Here is a 17,237-nt window from a genome sequence, read left to right as displayed (position 1 = left end):
TCATGCGCCCATGTCTGAACGCACCAAACCCTGCTTCACTTTACGGCAATATGATTGACGAAACGGAAATCCGCGGCTGGAAAACAGCGCGAATTCCACCTCGTCGCCTGCGCGTCCAAAGGGCGCGCCACGCTCTAATGGCTTGCCGCAAGCAACTCTTGCCATTACTGCGGGAGAGACTCATTCCACACACCGAAGGTAGTGATGGCAAACGCAGCGTCAATGCGCGAAGAAGCGGAATCGATTGCCGTGAAGGCCCTGGGCTTTGTCGCCTCCGATCCGGAGCTTTTGCCGCGCTTTCTGGCTATCACCGGCATAGAGGTCCATTCGATCCGCAAAGCCGCCAGTGAGCCGGGTTTCCTGGCTGGTGTCCTGCAATTCATCCTCGCCCACGAGCCGACGCTGATGCGCTTTGCCGAGGAAACCGGCACCCCGCCGGCTGCTGTCGGCAAGGCCCTGCGGTCGCTGCCGCTGGGCGATGACAATCACGAGCATTCCATATGAGCGATGATCCAGAAACAGCGCGCCAGATCGAAGAACTGGCAGCCGACAACCGGCCGTTGCTGGTGCTCGATGTCGACGATGTCGTGCTCGAATTCATCCGCCCGTTTCCGAATTTCCTCAAAACGCGTGGCTATGGCCTGACGCTGGCCTCGTTCCGGCTGACCGGCAACATCGCAGAGACGGCCAGCGGCCGCCTGATCGAACAGCCCGAAGTCACGGCACTGCTGGGCGATTTCTTTGACACGCAAGCCGATTGGCAAAACATTACGGACGGCGCGGCAGAGGCCCTGGCAGGGCTTGGCGACCGCGCGGAAATCATCTTGCTGACGGCCATGCCGCACAAACACCGTGCCGTGCGTCGTGTCCATCTCGACGCGCTTGGACTGAGCTACCCGCTTCTGACCACTGAAATGGCCAAAGGACCGGCAGTGGCCAAGCTTCGCGGCAAGGCCGGCCGACCGGTGGTCTTCGTCGACGATCAGCCGCACAATCTGGCGTCGGTGCGGGAATCGGTCGCCGACGCCGAACTGTTCCACCTGATGGCCGACAATTCGCTGCGCGCATTCCTGCCCCCGGTGACGGACGATGTGGTCGTCGTCCAGGACTGGCACGAAGCCGCGCCGAAGATCGCAAGCGCGCTGGGGCTCTAAACTCCAGCCTTCAAGGGTTCAGTTTCGCACCTGCGCCGCCGCTGTCGTCCCCGCTGTCATCGTCGCCGTCACCATCGTCCACGCTGTCGTCCACGGCCGGATCGGCAGGCTTCAGCATGACGCCATTGACGGTGACCGAACCGTCGGCCTTGGCGTTGACGATCCATTCCAGCCGGCCATCGGGCAGCGTCTTGCCAAAGCCCTTCGCCATGAGAGCGACTGGCACGTATTGGGCCACCTCCGGTTCCGACTTTGCCGCTTCCTGCAGGCCTTCGACAAGCTTGTCGAAGCCGGCGACATCGACGGTCACGCTACCTTCGGGCTTTTCGCCTGGGAATGTCATCTCGCCTTCCAGGACGATCTCCGTATCCTTGTTCTTCACGGTGCTGTGGCCAAGCACGACCTTCGGCGACTTGGCCATGAAGTCGGCCTTAAGCTGCTGGCCGAATTCGGCAGACAGCGGCGGATTCTTATTGAGATCAAAGGCTTCGATCGCCTTCTTCGCCATGCTGTCGAGATCGATATTGGCGCCGCCAAAGTTCAAATCGACATCGGTGGGCAACAACCCCACGCTCCAGCTCGGGAGAAGCTGGGTCGGCACGGTCAGTCCCGATGCCTTGATGCCGTAGGTGATCGTGCCATTTTGGGCGACGCCGTCGGAGCCGAACACGGTGCTGAGCTGGGTGGCGCCGAAATTGCCGACCGGGCTTTCCACCACGAAATCCTTGAAACCATAGGTCCCGTCGATACGCTGCCAAAGCGGTAAGGCGGCGAACAAAAGCGATTTGAGCTGCGCCTGGTTGGCCTTCAGCGTCGCCTCGTCCTCGTTGGCCACAGCAAATGCCAGGAGATCGAGCAATGGCTTGGTCTGCACGCCCTTGCCGCTGGCTTCGACCGACAATTCCGGCGACCTGACGGTGACCGGGAATTTCAGCCCGCTCTCGGGGTCATCGAAATTGATCGCTTCGACAAAACTCGACACCTTCTGCGAGGTTGTGAAATCGACGCCCCCGGTCGCCGACTTGGTCGCGGCAACGGTCGCGATGCCAGCGCCGGTGCTGGCCTCCATGTGCTGCTTGGCATCCTTCGACGCCATCGTCATGCCGGCCATCGAACTGGTGCCGCTGGTGAAGGCCGCCAGATTTGGATCGTAGACGCCCGAGCCCTTGCCGTCCTTGATCGAAAACTGAGTGCTTTGCAGGCCTTCGGGTCCGTTGAACTCGAAGGAGGCGCTCTGGGAGAAATCCATCGAGACATCCCAGGATCCGTCGCTGCGCGGCTTGAGCATCAGGGCGTAGGGCGCGAAGTCGAACTTCAGCAGTTTCTGGTCCGGAAATGATGCGGCAAGTGCCTTGAAATCGAACAGGATCTTGTAGGCACCACCTTCCAGCGAAACCTTCAAAATGCCTTTGTCGATGGCCTGCTTGCCGACATAGCGGGACAAGTCGTCGGACAATTGCTTCGCACCCTGACTGTCGACGGTCTGACTGAGAGCAGGGGCACTCAACGCAAGAAGGAACACGAATGGCAGGGCACGGTTCACGCGAATTCTCCGTTTGACCGAGAAGAAAGGCTTTGTCCGTCTGGTATGAAATTACCGCTGCAACCGCAAGGTGAGATCGACAACGGCACCCGGGCAGGCAATCTCGATCAAAGCACCAGCCGCATCAGCGGCCGACCGGCCTTGCGTTCCAACAGCCTCTCGAAACCAGCCTTCTCGAAGACCCGCGACGAGCCGACGAACAGGCCGATCGAACGCGAATCGCGAGACAGATCTATCGGACAAGCCTCGAGCAGCCGGGCTCCATTCTGGCGGGCGAAATCGATGCCGCCTTCGACGAGGCGATGCGTGATGCCCCTGCCGCGCGCCTTGGTGCGGATGAAGAAGCAGGAGATGGCCCAGACGGCCGGATCCGTGGCGTCGGCAGGATCGACCGGTGCCGACCCCCTGCCCTGATTGTTCCATTCGGGCACGTCGGCGCGCGGTCCGATCTGCATCCAGCCAACCGCCTGATCGTCCTCGAATGCCAGCAGGCCCGGCGGCGGGCCGGCCTCGATGCGCGCCTTGATGTGGTCCTTGTTGCGTTCCCGGCTGCTCTCGCGACGCATCGCCGGCGCCAGCCGGAAATGCGTGCACCAGCAGCCGTAGCAGGCACCCTGCTTGCCGAAGAGGTCCTCGAATTCAGCCCAAAGCTCGGGCGCAAGCGGCGCTATGGTCGTGCTCATGCGTTCTCCCCAGGCCAGCCTTGTCGCTGGCCTTGCACTGTCGTACCATTGCTTCTGTTCTCTTTATGTTCGCAGCGATGGCGGCCCCTGTCAACAATCCCGATCACGGTTTTTGCCGCGACTGCCTGATGCTTCAGCGCAGCCAGACGCGCCGCTGCGAGCGCTGCGGCAGCCCCCGGCTTGCGCGTCATCCCGAGCTTTACCGACTGCATCTGGCCCATATCGATTGCGACGCCTTCTATGCGGCGATCGAAAAGCGCGACAATCCGGCGCTCAAGGACAAACCGTTGATCATCGGCGGCGGCAAGCGCGGCGTGGTCTCCACCGCCTGCTACATCGCCCGCATCCAGGGCGTGCGCTCGGCCATGCCGATGTTCAAGGCGCTCGAAGCCTGCCCGGAGGCGGTGGTCATCAGCCCCAACATGGAAAAATACGTCCGCGTCGGCCGCGAAGTGCGCGCCATGATGCAGGCGCTGACGCCGCTGGTCGAGCCACTGTCGATCGACGAGGCGTTTCTCGACCTCGCCGGCACCGAACGACTGCACGGCCTGCCACCCGCTGTGGTGCTGGCGCGCTTTGCGCTGGCGGTCGAGAAGGAGATCGGCATCACTGTTTCGGCCGGCCTGTCCTACTGCAAGTTCCTCGCCAAGATAGCGTCGGACTTTCGTAAACCGCGCGGCTTCTCGGTCATCGGCGAAGCCGAGGCGGTCGGCTTTCTGGCGGCGCAGCCGGTGACCATGATCTGGGGTGTCGGCAAGGCGTTCAACGCAACGCTGGAGCGTGACGGCATCCGCACCATCGGCCAGCTGCAGCAGATGGATCGCGGCGACCTCATGCGCCGCTATGGCACGATGGGCGACCGGCTCTACCACCTTTCGCGCGGCGAGGATGTCCGCCGCGTCGATCCCGATCAGGACGCCAAGAGCGTATCGGCCGAAACCACCTTCGATACCGACATCGCGTCGCTGGAAGAGCTGGTGGCGGTGCTGAGGGGGCTTTCGGAAAAGGTTTCGGCACGGCTGAAAAAGTCAGGCATTGCCGGGCGCACCGTGGTGCTGAAACTGAAGAGCCAGGATTTCAAGCTGCGCACGCGCAATCGCCAGCTCGGCGACCCGACCCGGCTCGCCGACCGCATCTTTCAGACTGGGGTGGAGCTTCTGCGCAAGGAAACCGACGGCACGAAGTATCGGCTGCTCGGCATCGGCGTCAGCGACCTCTCGGACGACGACAAGGCCGACCCGCCCGATCTGGTCGACATCCAGTCGCGCAAGCGCGCCATGGCTGAAGGCGCCATCGATGCCTTGCGCGACAAGTTCGGCCGCAAGGCGGTGGAAACCGGCTACACATTCGGCAAGGGCCGCGATGCCCATCCGCCGGAGCCGCTCGAGGATTAGGTGCGCTGCAAGTCTATCCTGCTCGTCACCACGCTCTTGCCGGTTTTCGGGTCGGTGTCGATGACGGTCAGCCGCATGCCGTTCTCGCCGCGTTTCTCGACCTTCATCTGCGCCCTTCGGTCGCCATTGACCTCCTTGGCCCAGCGAATGCCCAGGTTGATCGCATTGCCCGAACGGCTGCCGTTGAGTTGCGCCGGCCCCGTGCGAGAGCCGACATAGGTGCCGCTGTATTTGGCACCTGTAACTTTCAGATTGGCGCTGATGGCCCGCGACACCACAATGAGACCGCGGCAATTTCCATCCAGCGATAGCGAGGTTGAGGTCGCATTCGACTTGAAGCTGCACGATACGCTGACGTTCGGAGCATCCGTGGTTACCTGGACAGTGCCCTTGCCGGCGAAATTGCCCTTGAACGACTGGAGAAATTGGGTCTCGTCGGCATGTGCTGCGCCTGCCGCAACCAATAGACCGCCGGTAAGCGCGAATTGCGCGAAGGATCTCATCGAAGCTCTCCTTGTCGTTTTCGAAAAAAGGCGGGGCGGTCCACGAGCACGGCTGACCATCGGGACTCAACGCCACCTACCGTTTCAGGTTCCGCCCGCCACATGACTGTTTTATAACATCGAGCCAGTCGCGACTGGCCCAGAAGAATGCCTTGGCTAGCGGTTGCGGCAGAGGTGCTGGCCTGCGACATAGCGCGAATGGCACCCACCCCCTCGATCCCCAAGGCCGCGTTCTGGATGGCGCTGTCTATCGCCTCGTTCCTTGGCATGACGGTCGCCGGCCGGGCCACGACAGCGGAGCTCAACGTCTTCCAAGTGCTGGAGTTGCGCTCCGTGATCGGCTTCTTCATCCTGCTGCCGCTGGTGATGATGAGTGGCGGCTTTCAAGCCATGCGCACGCAGCGCCCGGTTGCCCATATCGCCCGCAACGTCATCCATTACACGGGCCAGGCGGCATGGCTCTACGCCCTCACCTTGATTCCGCTGGCCGTGTTGATCTCGATCGAATTCACCACTCCGATCTGGACAGCTATCCTGGCGGTGATCTTTCTGGGCGAAAGGCTGAACCGGCCGAAGTTGGCAGCGATCGGGCTGGGGCTGATCGGCGTGGTGATCATCGTGCGCCCCGGTGTCGGCTCGGTCGATCCTGGACATCTGGTCGTGCTGGGCGCCGCGGCATGCTTCGGCATCTCGGTGGTCACCGTCAAGTCGCTGACCCGGACGGACAGCGTCGTACGCATCATCTGCTGGATGCTGATTGTCCAGTCGGTGGTCGGTCTCATCCCGGCGCTCTATACGTGGCGCAACCCGCCACTGGAGCTATGGCCATGGATCGTGCTGATCGCCTTCACCGGCATGTCGTCGCATTTCTGCATGGCCCGCGCGCTTGGCTATGCCGACGCGACCATCGTCTCGCCGATGGATTTTCTACGCGTGCCGCTATCGGCACTGATCGGCTGGCTGCTCTATAGCGAGCAGATCGACGCCTTCACCGCCGGCGGCGCGCTGCTGATCCTGATGGGCAATCTGCTCAATCTGCAGCGCAGGCAGATAAAGCCGGCCGAAGTGGCGGCGTCGTAGTCCCGCCGGCCGTCAGTTCCCTTCGTCGGGTATGTTGAGAAGATGGCCGCAGGCCTTGCAATGCACGGCGTCCGGCTCGTGCCGCCGCAAGCCGCACTGCGGACAGGGAAACAACACCTTGGCTGGCCGGAAGATCGCCTGAGCCAGTCTGACAAACAGCGATATGCCGATGATCATGGTGACGATTGCCGTCAGCTTGCCGGCCATGCCCGGCAGCACGATGTCGCCGAAGCCGGTCGTCGTCACCGTGGCGACAGTGAAATAAAGCGCGTCGATATAGTTTTCCAGGCCGGCGCCAGTGCGAAAGAAGAACGTGTAGACGAAGCCGGTGATGACGAACAGGAAGGTCAAAAGGTTGATGACCGCGTGGCTGGCCTCTCGCCACGGCCGCAGTCCTCGCATCTCGAAATGCCGCCAGAGCGAACCGCTGCGCGACAGCGACCACAGCCGCAGGATGCGCAGGAAGGCGAGATTGGCGAACGCCGTTGGCATCAGCAGCGTCAAGAGGATGAAGACATCGACCCACGACGTCGGCTGCTTCATCAGCCGCAGCATGTTCTTGGAGGCAAGCAGGCGGGCAGCGAGGTCCGCGGCAACCAGCGCGGCCGCCGAATAGTCGAGCCAGAGGAATGACGGCTTGTCCTGGAGAACCGGCGTCGCGATGAAGAAGGCGATGATGGCGAGGTCGATGACGACGGCCACCAGCTGGAACCGGAAAGCGGCCGGCGTGCGCCCATGATAAAGCCTGCGCAGCCGGTCACGCAGCCGCGCCAAGACTGAAACCGCCTGCGACCCATTCCTCTGCGCCGGCTTCATGCTGACCGCGCCGGCGTTGGCGGCAGCGACCGCCCGGCTGATTGCCGCGCCCCGAAAAGAGCGGGGGTCACACCAATTCCACTTCGACCACGCCCGGCACCGCGCGCATCGCCGAGGCGATCTGCGGCGAGATACGGTAGCGGTTCGGCAGCTCTATCTCGATTTCACCCTCGCCTTCTTCCTTGATCAGCACGAAACTGACCTGGCCTTCGCCCCTGACAGTCAGTTGGCCGGCCAGCGTGTTGATCGGCGTGGCGTTGCGCACGAAGATACGCAGCGCCTTCTGGATGCGACTTGCCTCATCCTCCAACGACTGCACCGAGTTGATGCGCAGATTGACGCCTTCCGGCCTGTCCTCGGCCGCAACGGTGATGACGACGGAGCGGCCGGCCTCGAGCAGGTCGCGATACTGTGCCAGTCCTTCCGAAAACAGCACGGCTTCGTACTGGCCTGACGTATCCGAAAAGGCGATGACGCCCATCTTGTTGCCGGTGCGCGTCTTGCGTTCCTGCTTGGATGTTACCGTGCCGGCCAGACGGCCGGCGGCGGCACCGCGTTTGACGGCCGCCGAGAACTCGGCCCACGTCTGCACCCGCATCTTCTGCAGGGCCGCCTTGTACTCGTCGAGCGGGTGGGCCGAGAGGTAGAAGCCGACCACCTGGAATTCACGGTGCAGCCGGTCGGCGGCGAGCCACGGCTCTGTCGCCGGCAGATTGAGTGCCTGCGACTGGGCGCCGAGCGAGGCGCCGAAGATGTCGTGCTGTCCGGAAACCGCGTTCTGCTGCGCCAGCGACGCCAGCCCCATCATGCGTTCCACGCCCGCCATCATCGACGCGCGGTCGTGGCCGAAGCAGTCGAGCGCGCCGGCCATGATCAGGCTTTCGAAGACGCGCTTGCCAACGATCTTGGGATCGACCCGCTCGCAGAAATCGGCGAGGTTCTTGAACGGCTTTTCGCCACGCTGGGCAACGATGTGCTCGACCGCCGCGTCGCCGACGCCCTTGAGCGCTGCCAGCGAATAATAGATGCGGTTCTCACCGACCTCGAAGGGGCGAAAGCTCGATGTCACCGACGGCGCCAGAACCTCGATGCCGAGGCGCAGCGCGTCCTGGCGGAAATCGGCGAGCTTGTCGGTGTTGCCCATGTCGAGCGTCATCGACGCCGCCAGGAACTCGACCGGATAATGCGCCTTGAGATAGGCGGTCTGGTATGAAACCACCGCATAGGCGGCGGCGTGCGATTTGTTGAAACCATAGTCAGCGAACTTGGCCAGCAGGTCGAAAATGAAGTCAGCTTGCGGCTTGCCGACGCCACGCTCGACCGCGCCGGAGACGAAGCGCTCGCGCTGCTTGTCCATCTCGGCGCGAATCTTCTTGCCCATGGCGCGGCGCAGCAGATCGGCTTCGCCGAGCGAGTAGCCGGACAACTCCTGCGCGATCTGCATCACCTGTTCCTGGTAGACGATGACGCCTTGCGTCTCCTTCACCAGATGGTCGATCTTGGGATGGATCGAGGCCATCTCCTCCTCGCCATGCTTGCGGGCGTTGTAGGTCGGGATGTTTTCCATCGGGCCGGGTCGATACAGTGCGACCAGCGCGATGATGTCCTCGATGCAGTCGGGCCGCATGCCGATCAGCGCCTTGCGCATGCCGGCACTTTCCACCTGGAACACGCCGACCACTTCGCCGCGCGACAGCATGGCGTAGGTCTCGGGATCGTCGAGCGGGATGGTTGCCAGGTCGATCTCGATGCCGCGCCGGCGGATCAGCTTCACCGCCGTCTCCAGCACGGTCAGCGTCTTCAGGCCGAGGAAGTCGAACTTCACCAACCCGGCCTGTTCGACATATTTCATGTTGAACTGGGTGACGGGCATGTCCGAGCGCGGATCGCGGTACATCGGCACCAGCTCCGACAGCGGCCGGTCGCCGATGACGATGCCGGCGGCGTGCGTCGAGGCATGGCGGTAGAGGCCTTCCAGCTTCTGCGCCATGTCGAGCAGCGTCTGGACGATCGGCTCCCTCTCGGCCTCTTCGGCAAAACGTGGCTCGTTGGCGATGGCGTCGGCGAGCTTGACCGGATTGGCCGGGTTCTGCGGCACCATCTTGGAGAGCTTGTCGACCTGGCCATAGGGCATCTGCAGGACGCGGCCGACGTCGCGCAGCACGGCGCGCGCCTGCAGCGTACCGAAGGTGATGATCTGGCCGACCTGGTCGCGGCCGTATTTCTGCTGGACGTAGCGGATGACCTCCTCGCGCCTATCCTGGCAGAAGTCGATGTCGAAGTCGGGCATCGACACGCGGTCGGGATTGAGAAAGCGCTCGAACAGCAGCGAGAAGCGCAGCGGATCAATGTCGGTGATGGTGGTCGAATAGGCGACCAGCGAGCCTGCGCCCGAACCGCGGCCAGGCCCGACCGGAATGCCTTGCGCCTTGGCCCATTTGATGAAGTCGGCAACGATCAGGAAGTAGCCGGGAAACTTCATCTTGGTGATGATGCCAAGCTCGAAGTTCAACCGCTCGCGGTATTGCTCGACCGTATAGCCCGCGGTCGGGCCATGCATGGCAAGGCGCGCGTCGAGCCCCTCATGGGCCTGGCGGGCCAGTTCGTCGGCTTCCGCCTGCACGGCAGCGTCATTGTCGGCGACATCGCCGCCGGTGAAGCGCGGCAGGATCGGATTGCGGTTCTTCGGGTAATAGGAGCAGCGCAGCGCGATCTCGACAGTGTTGTCGATCGCCTCCGGCAGGTCGGCAAAGAGCCTTGCCATATCGGCCTGGCTGCGCAGGAAATTGTCGGGCGACAGCCGGCGGCGGTTGTCGGCGGCAACGACCGATCCCTCGGCAATGGCAATCAGCGCGTCATGTGCATCATAGTCGTCGCGAGAGGAAAAGAACGCCTCGTTGGTGGCGACCAGCGGCAGTTCATGGGCATAGGCCAGATCGATCGAGGATTTTTCGATCAGGCGATCATAACCGGAAACCCGGTCAAGCTCGACATAGAGCCGGTCGCCGAACATATCCTTGAGAGTCAAAAGCCGGGCTTCGGCCAGATCGCGGCGATCTTCCTTGAGCGCGGTGCCGATCGGTCCGCGCGGTCCGCCGCTGAGGCAGATCAACCCGTCACAATAGCCTTCCATCATTTCGGTGGTCAGGTGCACGGCTTCGCCCGGCGGCGTTTCGAGGTAGACGCGGCTGACCAGCCTGACCAGATTGGAATAGCCCACCTCGGTCGCGGCAAGCAGAACGACCGGCCGCATATCGGGACCTTGCCGTCGGCGGTCGCGCTGGCCATCGCTGTTTTCGCCGGAAAAGGCGAGCGCCGTCTGGCAGCCGATGATCGGCTGGATGCCGTCCTTCACCGCCTTCTGCGCGAATTCGAGCGCGCCGAACAGGTTGTTGGTGTCGGTGACGGCGATGGCCGGGGCTTCGTCCTTGACCGCATGAGCCACCACCTTGCCGATCTGCAAGGCGCCTTCCAGCAGCGAATAGGCCGAATGCACGCGCAAATGGACGAAGGGCCGCGCCGGGGCCTCCGGCCGCGCCGCAGCAATCGCCGCTTCGCGCTTCAAGGGATCGCGGGGGAGTTTTTCGTCGGCCATGGTGCTGCGTGAAGGTCCTTGAGTCGATGGAGATGTATTGTCCGGGACCGCGCGATGCCAGTCCAGCACAAACCACTGCTGATCGCAGGCTGCCTGCCCGGCTAGCCCTAAGCAAACTCCATGATCACGGCGTCGACAGCCAGGCTGTCGCCCGGCTTGGCGTTGAGTTTGGAGACGACAAGGTCGCGTTCGGCACGCAGCACGTTTTCCATCTTCATCGCTTCGACCACCGCCAATGTCTCGCCTGCCTTGACCTCCTGGCCTTCGGCAACGGCAATCGACACGACAAGGCCGGGCATCGGGCAAAGCAGCAGCTTCGACGTGTCCGGCGCCACCTTTTCGGGCATCAGCCTTTCCAGTTCGGCGGTGCGCGGCAGCATGGCGCGCGCGGTCACCGACATGCCTTTCCAGGCGATGCGAAAGCCATTGGCGACCGGCCTGACCTGAGCCGTAACCTTGCGCTTGCCGACCGTACCGCGCCAGACCAGATCGCCCGGCCGCCAGTCGGATGCAACGGTCAGCGCCTTGCCGCCCGCGATCGACAGATCGACTTCCATCGGAATGGAAATCATGCCCTCGATGATGGACGCCGACAGATAGTCATCATCGATCTTCACGACCCAGTCGCGCTTCAGCGCTCCCGAATGCGGCGCCAGGCGCCCGCCCAGCCGGTCAAGCCGATCACGTCGCAGCAGTTCCACTGCGGTCGCGATCGACGCCAGCACCGCTTTCTCGTCGTCGTTCGGCACGACCGGCGCGAAACCGTCGGGATATTCCTCCGATATGAAAGCGGTCGATATCCGCCCTTCCCGCCAACGCTGATGCTGCATCAAGGCAGCCAGGAACGGAATGTTGTGCTCGATTCCGTCGACGACGAAGCTGTCGAGCGCTTCCGACATGGCATCGATGGCTTCCAGACGCGTCGGCGCCCAGGTGCACAGCTTGGCGAGCATCGGATCGTAGAACATCGAGATTTCGGAGCCTTCGGTGACGCCGGTGTCGTTGCGGATGACGACATCGCCGAATTGTCCTTCCTCCGGCGGCCGGTAGCGCGTCAGCCGGCCGATCGAAGGCAGGAAATTGCGGTAAGGGTCTTCGGCATAGAGCCGGCTTTCCACCGCCCAGCCGTTCAGCTCGATGTCGCTTTGCTTCAGGCCAAGTTTTTCGCCGGCGGCGACGCGGATCATCTGCTCGACCAGATCGATGCCTGTGATGAGCTCCGTCACCGGGTGCTCGACCTGCAATCGTGTATTCATTTCAAGGAAATAGAAGTTCTTGTCATTGTCGACGATGAATTCGACCGTGCCGGCGCTCTGGTAGTCGACGGCCTTGGCCAGCGCCACAGACTGCTCGCCCATGGCCTTGCGTGTCGCTGCGTCCAGGAATGGCGACGGCGCCTCTTCGGCGACCTTCTGGTTGCGTCGCTGGATCGAGCATTCGCGCTCGCCGAGATAGAGCGCGTTGCCATGCGCGTCGGCCAGCACCTGGATTTCGATGTGGCGCGGATCGACGACGAATTTCTCGATGAAGAGACGATCGTCGCCGAACGAACTCTTGGCTTCTGAGCGCGCGCGGTCGAAGCCATCGCGCACTTCGGCTTCGCTCCAGGCGATGCGCATGCCCTTGCCGCCGCCGCCGGCCGAAGCCTTGATCATCACGGGATAACCGATTTCGCCGGCGATCTTTTCGGCATGGTCGGCATTCTCGATGACGCCGAGCCAGCCGGGCACGGTGGAAACCTTGGCGGCGTTGGCGAACTTCTTCGATTCGATCTTGTCGCCCATCGCCTTGATCGCCTTGGGCTTCGGGCCGATGAAAATGATGCCTTCCGCTTCCAGCGCCTCACAGAAGGCCGCCCGCTCGGACAGGAACCCGTAGCCGGGGTGCACGGCCTGGGCTCCCGTCTCCTTGCACGCGGCGATGATCTTTTCAGGGACGAGATAGCTCAGCGCGGCTGGCGAAGGCCCGATATGCACCGCCTCGTCGGCCATCTCGACATGCACGGCGTCGCGATCGGCATCGGAATAGACCGCGACCGTGGCAATGCCCATCTTGCGCGCCGTCTTGATGACGCGGCAGGCAATTTCGCCGCGATTGGCGATCAGGATCTTGGTGAACATGCGAAATGTCATCCCTCGGGTCGGCCGTTCCTTTTATGGCCTGTGCTTGCAGGGTCAAGCCGACCATGCAATTCACTGCCTTTCAATCGACTTGCGATTCCAATTCATCGCTGTGGCCCAGTCGCGGAGCCAGCTGCCAGTTGATCGTGTCGGCAAAACCTGAAACCTTGGAAAAAAATTCGCATTGGAGGACGCCTGATGAAAACCCGCGCCGCTGTCGCTGTTGCCGCCGGAAAGCCGCTGGAGATCATGGAGGTCGACCTCGAGGGTCCGCGCGAGGGCGAAGTGCTGGTCGAGATCAAGGCGACAGGCATTTGCCACACCGACGAATTCACGCTGTCGGGCGCCGATCCGGAAGGTCTGTTTCCGGCCATCCTCGGCCATGAGGGTGCCGGCGTCGTCGTCGATGTCGGCAAGGGTGTCACCTCGCTCAAGAAGGGCGACCACGTCATCCCGCTCTATACGCCCGAATGCCGGCAGTGCCCGTCCTGCCTGTCGAGAAAGACGAACCTCTGCACGGCGATCCGCGCGACGCAGGGCCAGGGCCTCATGCCCGATGGTTCATCGCGCTTCTCGATCGGCAAGGACAAGATCTTTCACTATATGGGCTGCTCGACCTTCTCCAACTTCACCGTGCTGCCCGAGATCGCGCTGGCCAAGGTCAATCCGGACGCGCCCTTCGACAAGATCTGCTACATCGGCTGCGGCGTCACCACCGGCATCGGTGCCGTGATCAACACCGCCAAGGTCGAGATCGGCGCCACCGCGGTCGTCTTCGGCCTCGGCGGCATCGGCCTCAATGTCATCCAGGGCCTGAAGCTTGCCGGCGCCGACATGATCATCGGCGTCGATTTGAACAACGACAAGAAGGAGTGGGGCGAGCGCTTCGGCATGACGCATTTCGTCAATCCGAAGGAGATCGACGGCGATGTCGTGCCCTACCTCGTCAACATGACCAAGCGTGGCGCCGACCAGATCGGCGGCGCCGACTACACATTCGACTGCACCGGCAGCACCAAGGTCATGCGTCAGGCGCTGGAAGCCTCGCATCGCGGCTGGGGCAAGTCGGTGGTCATCGGCGTTGCCGGCGCCGGCCAGGAGATCTCGACCAGGCCGTTCCAGCTGGTCACCGGCCGCACCTGGATGGGCACCGCCTTCGGCGGCGCGCGCGGCCGCACCGATGTGCCGAAGATCGTCGACTGGTACATGGACGGCAAGATCCAGATCGACCCGATGATCACCCACACGCTCAAGCTCGAGGACATCAACAAGGGTTTCGATCTCATGCATGAGGGCAAATCGATCAGAAGCGTCGTGGTTTACTGAGGAAGATCACAGGCCGCGGTCCAACCGGCGCGCGGCCTCCGTGGTTCACAATGGGAGGAGAAAAGAAACATGAGCGAACTCCCCGCCATTCTCGTCGATGCAGATGCCTGCCCGGTCAAGGCCGAGGTCGAAAAAGTGGCCGACCGGCATGGCGTCCTTGTCACCTACGTCTCCAATGGCGGCCTGCGGCCGTCGCGCGATCCGATGGTCCGCAATGTCGTGGTCTCCAAGGGCGCTGATGCCGCCGACGACTGGATCGTCGACAATGCACGCACCAACGACATTGTGATCACCGCCGACATTCCGCTGGCCGCCCGCGCGGTAGCGCTTGGCGCCCATGTGCTTGGGCCAACCGGACGTCCCTTCACGCCGGAAACGATCGGCATGGCGGTGGCGATGCGCGACCTGAAGCAGCATCTGCGCGAGACCGGCGAAAGCAAGGGCTACAATGCCAGCTTCGCGCCGCAAGACCGGTCGCGGTTTCTGGGCGAACTCGATCGCATCTTGCGGCGTGCCATGAAATCGGCCACACCGGATTAGCGCTATCCAGGGCTGGAACCACCATGGCCGCCGAAGCTCCGATAGACAAACCCATGCAGCGCCACATGCTGTTTGCTGTGTCTGCCTGCTTCGGCGTCTTTGCGCTTCTGGTGGCGTTGCTGCTGCACGCTCCGCTTGCCTATTCGATCGGCGCCAACGCGTTCTTTGCCGCCTATGTCATTCTCGTCGTCGCCCAGATGCCGAAGTTCACCGGCAGGTATCTGAGCAAGAATGCGCGCGCCACCGACCAGCCGGTGCTGGTCATCTTCGCCGTGACGCTTGTCGTCGTCGGCGTTGCCGTTGTCGCATTGTTCCTGCTGATCAATCAGAAGGACAGAAGCCATCCCATCGAGCTCTTCTTCGCGCTGCTGTCGATCCCGCTCGGCTGGTTCACCATCCATGCCATGGCAGCGCTCCATTATGCCCATGTCTACTGGATGGATGGCGATGCGATGGATGCCGAGACCAGGAAGAAAATCCCGGTCGGCGGACTGCTGTTTCCGGGCGACAAACGGCCGGAGGGTTGGGACTTCCTCTATTTCTCGACGGTGATCGGCATGACGGCGCAGACCGCCGACACCAACATCTCGACGACGCATATGCGTCGTGTCGTGCTTGTCCACTCGATCCTGTCGTTTTTCTTCAACACGGTCATCGTCGCCGCTGCCGTCAATCTCGCCGTCAGCCTGGGCGGTCCGTAATAAATCCGTGATCGGATGAAACATCGGTTTGGATCGCGACGTATCAGGAGGACAATGAGCGCGCAGGCCATGCCGCGAGGCCGGGAGACGAAACACGATGGAATCCGTTGCCAGAAGCCAATCCGCCGCCGATCCAGGCGCTTCGGCGTCGAACGACAAAACGCTGATTTACCGGCAGTCGCGCTGGACGCGGCTGACGCATTGGCTGTGGGCCATCTCGCTGTTCTTCATGCTGCTCTCAGGCCTGCAGATCTTCAATGCCCGTCCGCAGCTCTATATCGGCAAGCAATCGGGCTTCGATTACAACAACACCATCTTCGCCATCGGCGCCGAGAACTCCGATGCGGGTCCGCGCGGCTACACGGAGATCTTCGGCAAGCGCTTCGACACCACTGGGGTGCTCGGCTGGTCGGGTCCGGCCGGCCAGGAGACGTCCCGCGCCTTCCCGTCCTGGGCGACCATCCCGTCCTACTATGATCTCGGCACTGCGCGCGTCATCCATTTCTTCTTTGCCTGGATACTCACCACGACGTTGATCGTCTGGTTTGTCGCCAGCACCGTGAACGGCCATTTGCGGCGCGATCTCGCGCCACGCCTCGACGATTTGAAGCGGTTGCCGCAAGACATCGTCGACCACGCCAAGCTCAAATTCCATCACACGCGCGAATACAACACGCTGCAGAAGATGGCCTATGGCGGGGTTCTGTTCGTGCTGCTGCCGCTGATGATCATCACCGGTCTGGCGATGTCGCCAAGCATGAACTCGGTGCTGCCTTTCCTCAACGATCTGCTCGGTGGCCGGCAGACGGCACGCACCATCCATTTCACCGTCATGGTGCTGCTGGTCGCCTTCTTCGTCGTCCATATCCTGATGATCCTGGCCGCCGGCCCGATCAACGAGCTGCGCTCGATCATCACCGGCTGGTACCGCACCGATCCTCCCGCACAGGACGACAATACAGCCGAGAGGAGTGCCTGACATGGCGAAGTTTGAGATCAGCCGCCGCAAATTCCTGACCGCTGCCGGCCTTGGCGCTTCCGGTATCATGCTGTCGGGCTGCGACGCCTTTGACAGCCAGCTAAGCGTCGGCAGCGGCCTGCGCAGTTTCCTCGAAAACGCCAATGGCCTGACCTACCGCGCACAGCGCCTGCTGGCCGGACGCGACGCGCTGGCGCCGGAATTCACCGAGGCCGATATCCGCCAGCCGCAGCGGCCGAACGGCGTCACCGCTCCCGATGACGACGTCTACAAGGGCCTGCTCGCCAACAATTTCGCCGACTGGCGTCTGGAAGTGACGGGTCTTGTCGAAAAGCCGCTGTCGCTCAGCCGCGAGCAGCTCCAGAACATGCCAAGCCGCACCCAGATCACCCGCCATGACTGCGTCGAAGGCTGGAGCTGCATAGCCAAATGGACCGGCACGCCGCTGTCGCTGGTGCTGGACCAGGCGGTGGTCAAACCGCAGGCGCGCTATGTCATGTTCCATTGCCTCGACACGATCGACCGCAGCCTGTCGGGCGACATCAAATATTACGGCACCATCGACCTCATCGATGCCCGTCACCCGCAGACGATCCTCGCCTACGGCCTGAACGGCAAGCCGCTGCCGGTCGAGAACGGCGCGCCGCTGCGGGTTCGCGTCGAGCGCCAGCTCGGCTACAAGATGCCGAAATATCTCTACAAGATCGAACTGGTCGACGGCTTTGCCGATGTCGGCGGTGGCAGGGGCGGCTATTGGGAAGACAATGGCTATGACTGGTACGGCGGGATCTGAGCTGCACACC

15 protein-coding genes are annotated in these 17,237 nt (G+C 62.6%); 9 read left to right on the top strand and 6 right to left on the bottom strand.

Annotated features, from left to right (window positions below; all coding sequences use genetic code 11):
• The first annotated feature begins 204 nt into the window (after window positions 1-204).
• Window positions 205-504, top strand: coding sequence for a DUF3572 domain-containing protein (locus A4R29_RS12655; protein WP_024503583.1), 300 nt, complete (start codon window positions 205-207; stop codon window positions 502-504).
• The gene (locus A4R29_RS12650) at window positions 501-1,154 is read left to right on the top strand and encodes a hypothetical protein (protein ID WP_013531934.1); all 654 of its coding nucleotides are present in this window, start codon (window positions 501-503) and stop codon (window positions 1,152-1,154) included. The genes A4R29_RS12655 and A4R29_RS12650 overlap by 4 nt, the downstream gene beginning before the upstream one ends.
• 10 nt (window positions 1,155-1,164) lie before the next feature.
• Here the strand turns inward: A4R29_RS12650 and A4R29_RS12645 are convergent, their stop codons facing one another.
• Both A4R29_RS12645 and A4R29_RS12640 read right to left on the bottom strand, forming a co-directional pair.
• The gene (locus A4R29_RS12645) at window positions 1,165-2,697 is read right to left on the bottom strand and encodes a hypothetical protein (RefSeq protein ID WP_063172042.1); all 1,533 of its coding nucleotides are present in this window, start codon (window positions 2,695-2,697) and stop codon (window positions 1,165-1,167) included.
• A 107-nt stretch (window positions 2,698-2,804) separates the two neighbouring features.
• A complete protein-coding gene (locus tag A4R29_RS12640) occupies window positions 2,805-3,380 on the bottom strand; it encodes a GNAT family N-acetyltransferase (protein WP_063172041.1) in 576 nt (191 codons plus the stop codon).
• 65 nt (window positions 3,381-3,445) lie between these two features.
• Here A4R29_RS12640 and A4R29_RS12635 point away from each other — a divergent pair, with 65 nt between their 5' ends.
• Window positions 3,446-4,774, top strand: a complete 1,329-nt coding sequence (locus A4R29_RS12635) for a DNA polymerase IV (RefSeq protein ID WP_027161464.1) — start codon at window positions 3,446-3,448, stop codon at window positions 4,772-4,774.
• Here A4R29_RS12635 and A4R29_RS12630 read toward each other — a convergent pair.
• Window positions 4,771-5,277 (bottom strand): hypothetical protein, encoded by a 507-nt coding sequence (locus A4R29_RS12630; protein WP_024503586.1) that lies wholly within the window; start codon window positions 5,275-5,277, stop codon window positions 4,771-4,773. The two genes, A4R29_RS12635 and A4R29_RS12630, sit on opposite strands and share 4 nt — an antisense overlap.
• 198 nt (window positions 5,278-5,475) lie before the next feature.
• Here A4R29_RS12630 and A4R29_RS12625 point away from each other — a divergent pair, with 198 nt between their 5' ends.
• The gene (locus A4R29_RS12625) at window positions 5,476-6,357 is read left to right on the top strand and encodes a DMT family transporter (RefSeq protein ID WP_063173666.1); all 882 of its coding nucleotides are present in this window, start codon (window positions 5,476-5,478) and stop codon (window positions 6,355-6,357) included.
• A 12-nt stretch (window positions 6,358-6,369) separates the two neighbouring features.
• Here A4R29_RS12625 and A4R29_RS12620 read toward each other — a convergent pair whose 3' ends face one another.
• From A4R29_RS12620 to A4R29_RS12610, 3 genes are all read right to left on the bottom strand, one after another.
• Window positions 6,370-7,173 carry a potassium channel family protein gene (locus tag A4R29_RS12620; protein WP_027161463.1) on the bottom strand — a complete coding sequence of 268 codons (804 nt, stop codon included), beginning with the start codon at window positions 7,171-7,173 and terminating at the stop codon, window positions 6,370-6,372.
• 67 nt (window positions 7,174-7,240) lie between these two features.
• Entirely contained in the window at window positions 7,241-10,768 is a 3,528-nt protein-coding gene (gene dnaE, locus A4R29_RS12615; protein WP_063172040.1) for a DNA polymerase III subunit alpha, read from the bottom strand.
• A 107-nt stretch (window positions 10,769-10,875) separates the two neighbouring features.
• The gene (locus A4R29_RS12610) at window positions 10,876-12,888 is read right to left on the bottom strand and encodes an acetyl-CoA carboxylase biotin carboxylase subunit (RefSeq protein ID WP_063172039.1); all 2,013 of its coding nucleotides are present in this window, start codon (window positions 12,886-12,888) and stop codon (window positions 10,876-10,878) included.
• A gap of 198 nt (window positions 12,889-13,086) precedes the next feature.
• On the opposite strand from A4R29_RS12610, the gene A4R29_RS12605 reads away from it, so the two are divergent.
• The 5 genes from A4R29_RS12605 to A4R29_RS12585 all read left to right on the top strand — a co-directional run bounded on the left by A4R29_RS12605 (window position 13,087) and on the right by A4R29_RS12585 (window position 17,227).
• Entirely contained in the window at window positions 13,087-14,214 is a 1,128-nt protein-coding gene (locus A4R29_RS12605; RefSeq protein WP_063172038.1) for an S-(hydroxymethyl)glutathione dehydrogenase/class III alcohol dehydrogenase, read from the top strand.
• A 69-nt stretch (window positions 14,215-14,283) separates the two neighbouring features.
• Window positions 14,284-14,754 (top strand): YaiI/YqxD family protein, encoded by a 471-nt coding sequence (locus tag A4R29_RS12600; protein ID WP_024505334.1) that lies wholly within the window; start codon window positions 14,284-14,286, stop codon window positions 14,752-14,754.
• 23 nt (window positions 14,755-14,777) lie between these two features.
• Window positions 14,778-15,455 (top strand): DUF1345 domain-containing protein, encoded by a 678-nt coding sequence (locus tag A4R29_RS12595; RefSeq protein WP_013531945.1) that lies wholly within the window; start codon window positions 14,778-14,780, stop codon window positions 15,453-15,455.
• 97 nt (window positions 15,456-15,552) lie between these two features.
• Window positions 15,553-16,434 (top strand): cytochrome b/b6 domain-containing protein, encoded by an 882-nt coding sequence (locus A4R29_RS12590; RefSeq protein WP_024505335.1) that lies wholly within the window; start codon window positions 15,553-15,555, stop codon window positions 16,432-16,434.
• A gap of 1 nt (window position 16,435) precedes the next feature.
• The gene (locus A4R29_RS12585; RefSeq protein ID WP_024505336.1) at window positions 16,436-17,227 is read left to right on the top strand and encodes a molybdopterin-binding protein; all 792 of its coding nucleotides are present in this window, start codon (window positions 16,436-16,438) and stop codon (window positions 17,225-17,227) included.
• Window positions 17,228-17,237 lie beyond the last annotated feature (10 nt).

Source organism: Mesorhizobium ciceri biovar biserrulae, from assembly GCF_001618845.1.
GTDB classification, from domain to species: domain Bacteria; phylum Pseudomonadota; class Alphaproteobacteria; order Rhizobiales; family Rhizobiaceae; genus Mesorhizobium; species Mesorhizobium ciceri.
This window is presented reverse-complemented; position numbering and strand designations above follow the sequence as displayed.

What these genes read in the sequence shown, in the direction of transcription:
- A4R29_RS12600 (WP_024505334.1), top strand. Translation starts at nt 14,284, where the DNA reads ATGAGCGAACTCCCCGCCATTCTCGTCGATGCAGATGCCTGCCCGGTC.
- dnaE (WP_063172040.1), bottom strand. Translation starts at nt 10,768, where the DNA reads ATGGCCGACGAAAAACTCCCCCGCGATCCCTTGAAGCGCGAAGCGGCG.
- A4R29_RS12635 (WP_027161464.1), top strand. Translation starts at nt 3,446, where the DNA reads ATGTTCGCAGCGATGGCGGCCCCTGTCAACAATCCCGATCACGGTTTT.
- A4R29_RS12640 (WP_063172041.1), bottom strand. Translation starts at nt 3,380, where the DNA reads ATGAGCACGACCATAGCGCCGCTTGCGCCCGAGCTTTGGGCTGAATTC.
- A4R29_RS12655 (WP_024503583.1), top strand. Translation starts at nt 205, where the DNA reads ATGGCAAACGCAGCGTCAATGCGCGAAGAAGCGGAATCGATTGCCGTG.
- A4R29_RS12605 (WP_063172038.1), top strand. Translation starts at nt 13,087, where the DNA reads ATGAAAACCCGCGCCGCTGTCGCTGTTGCCGCCGGAAAGCCGCTGGAG.
- A4R29_RS12610 (WP_063172039.1), bottom strand. Translation starts at nt 12,888, where the DNA reads ATGTTCACCAAGATCCTGATCGCCAATCGCGGCGAAATTGCCTGCCGC.
- A4R29_RS12625 (WP_063173666.1), top strand. Translation starts at nt 5,476, where the DNA reads ATGGCACCCACCCCCTCGATCCCCAAGGCCGCGTTCTGGATGGCGCTG.
- A4R29_RS12630 (WP_024503586.1), bottom strand. Translation starts at nt 5,277, where the DNA reads ATGAGATCCTTCGCGCAATTCGCGCTTACCGGCGGTCTATTGGTTGCG.
- A4R29_RS12595 (WP_013531945.1), top strand. Translation starts at nt 14,778, where the DNA reads ATGGCCGCCGAAGCTCCGATAGACAAACCCATGCAGCGCCACATGCTG.
- A4R29_RS12620 (WP_027161463.1), bottom strand. Translation starts at nt 7,173, where the DNA reads ATGAAGCCGGCGCAGAGGAATGGGTCGCAGGCGGTTTCAGTCTTGGCG.
- A4R29_RS12650 (WP_013531934.1), top strand. Translation starts at nt 501, where the DNA reads ATGAGCGATGATCCAGAAACAGCGCGCCAGATCGAAGAACTGGCAGCC.
- A4R29_RS12590 (WP_024505335.1), top strand. Translation starts at nt 15,553, where the DNA reads ATGGAATCCGTTGCCAGAAGCCAATCCGCCGCCGATCCAGGCGCTTCG.
- A4R29_RS12585 (WP_024505336.1), top strand. Translation starts at nt 16,436, where the DNA reads ATGGCGAAGTTTGAGATCAGCCGCCGCAAATTCCTGACCGCTGCCGGC.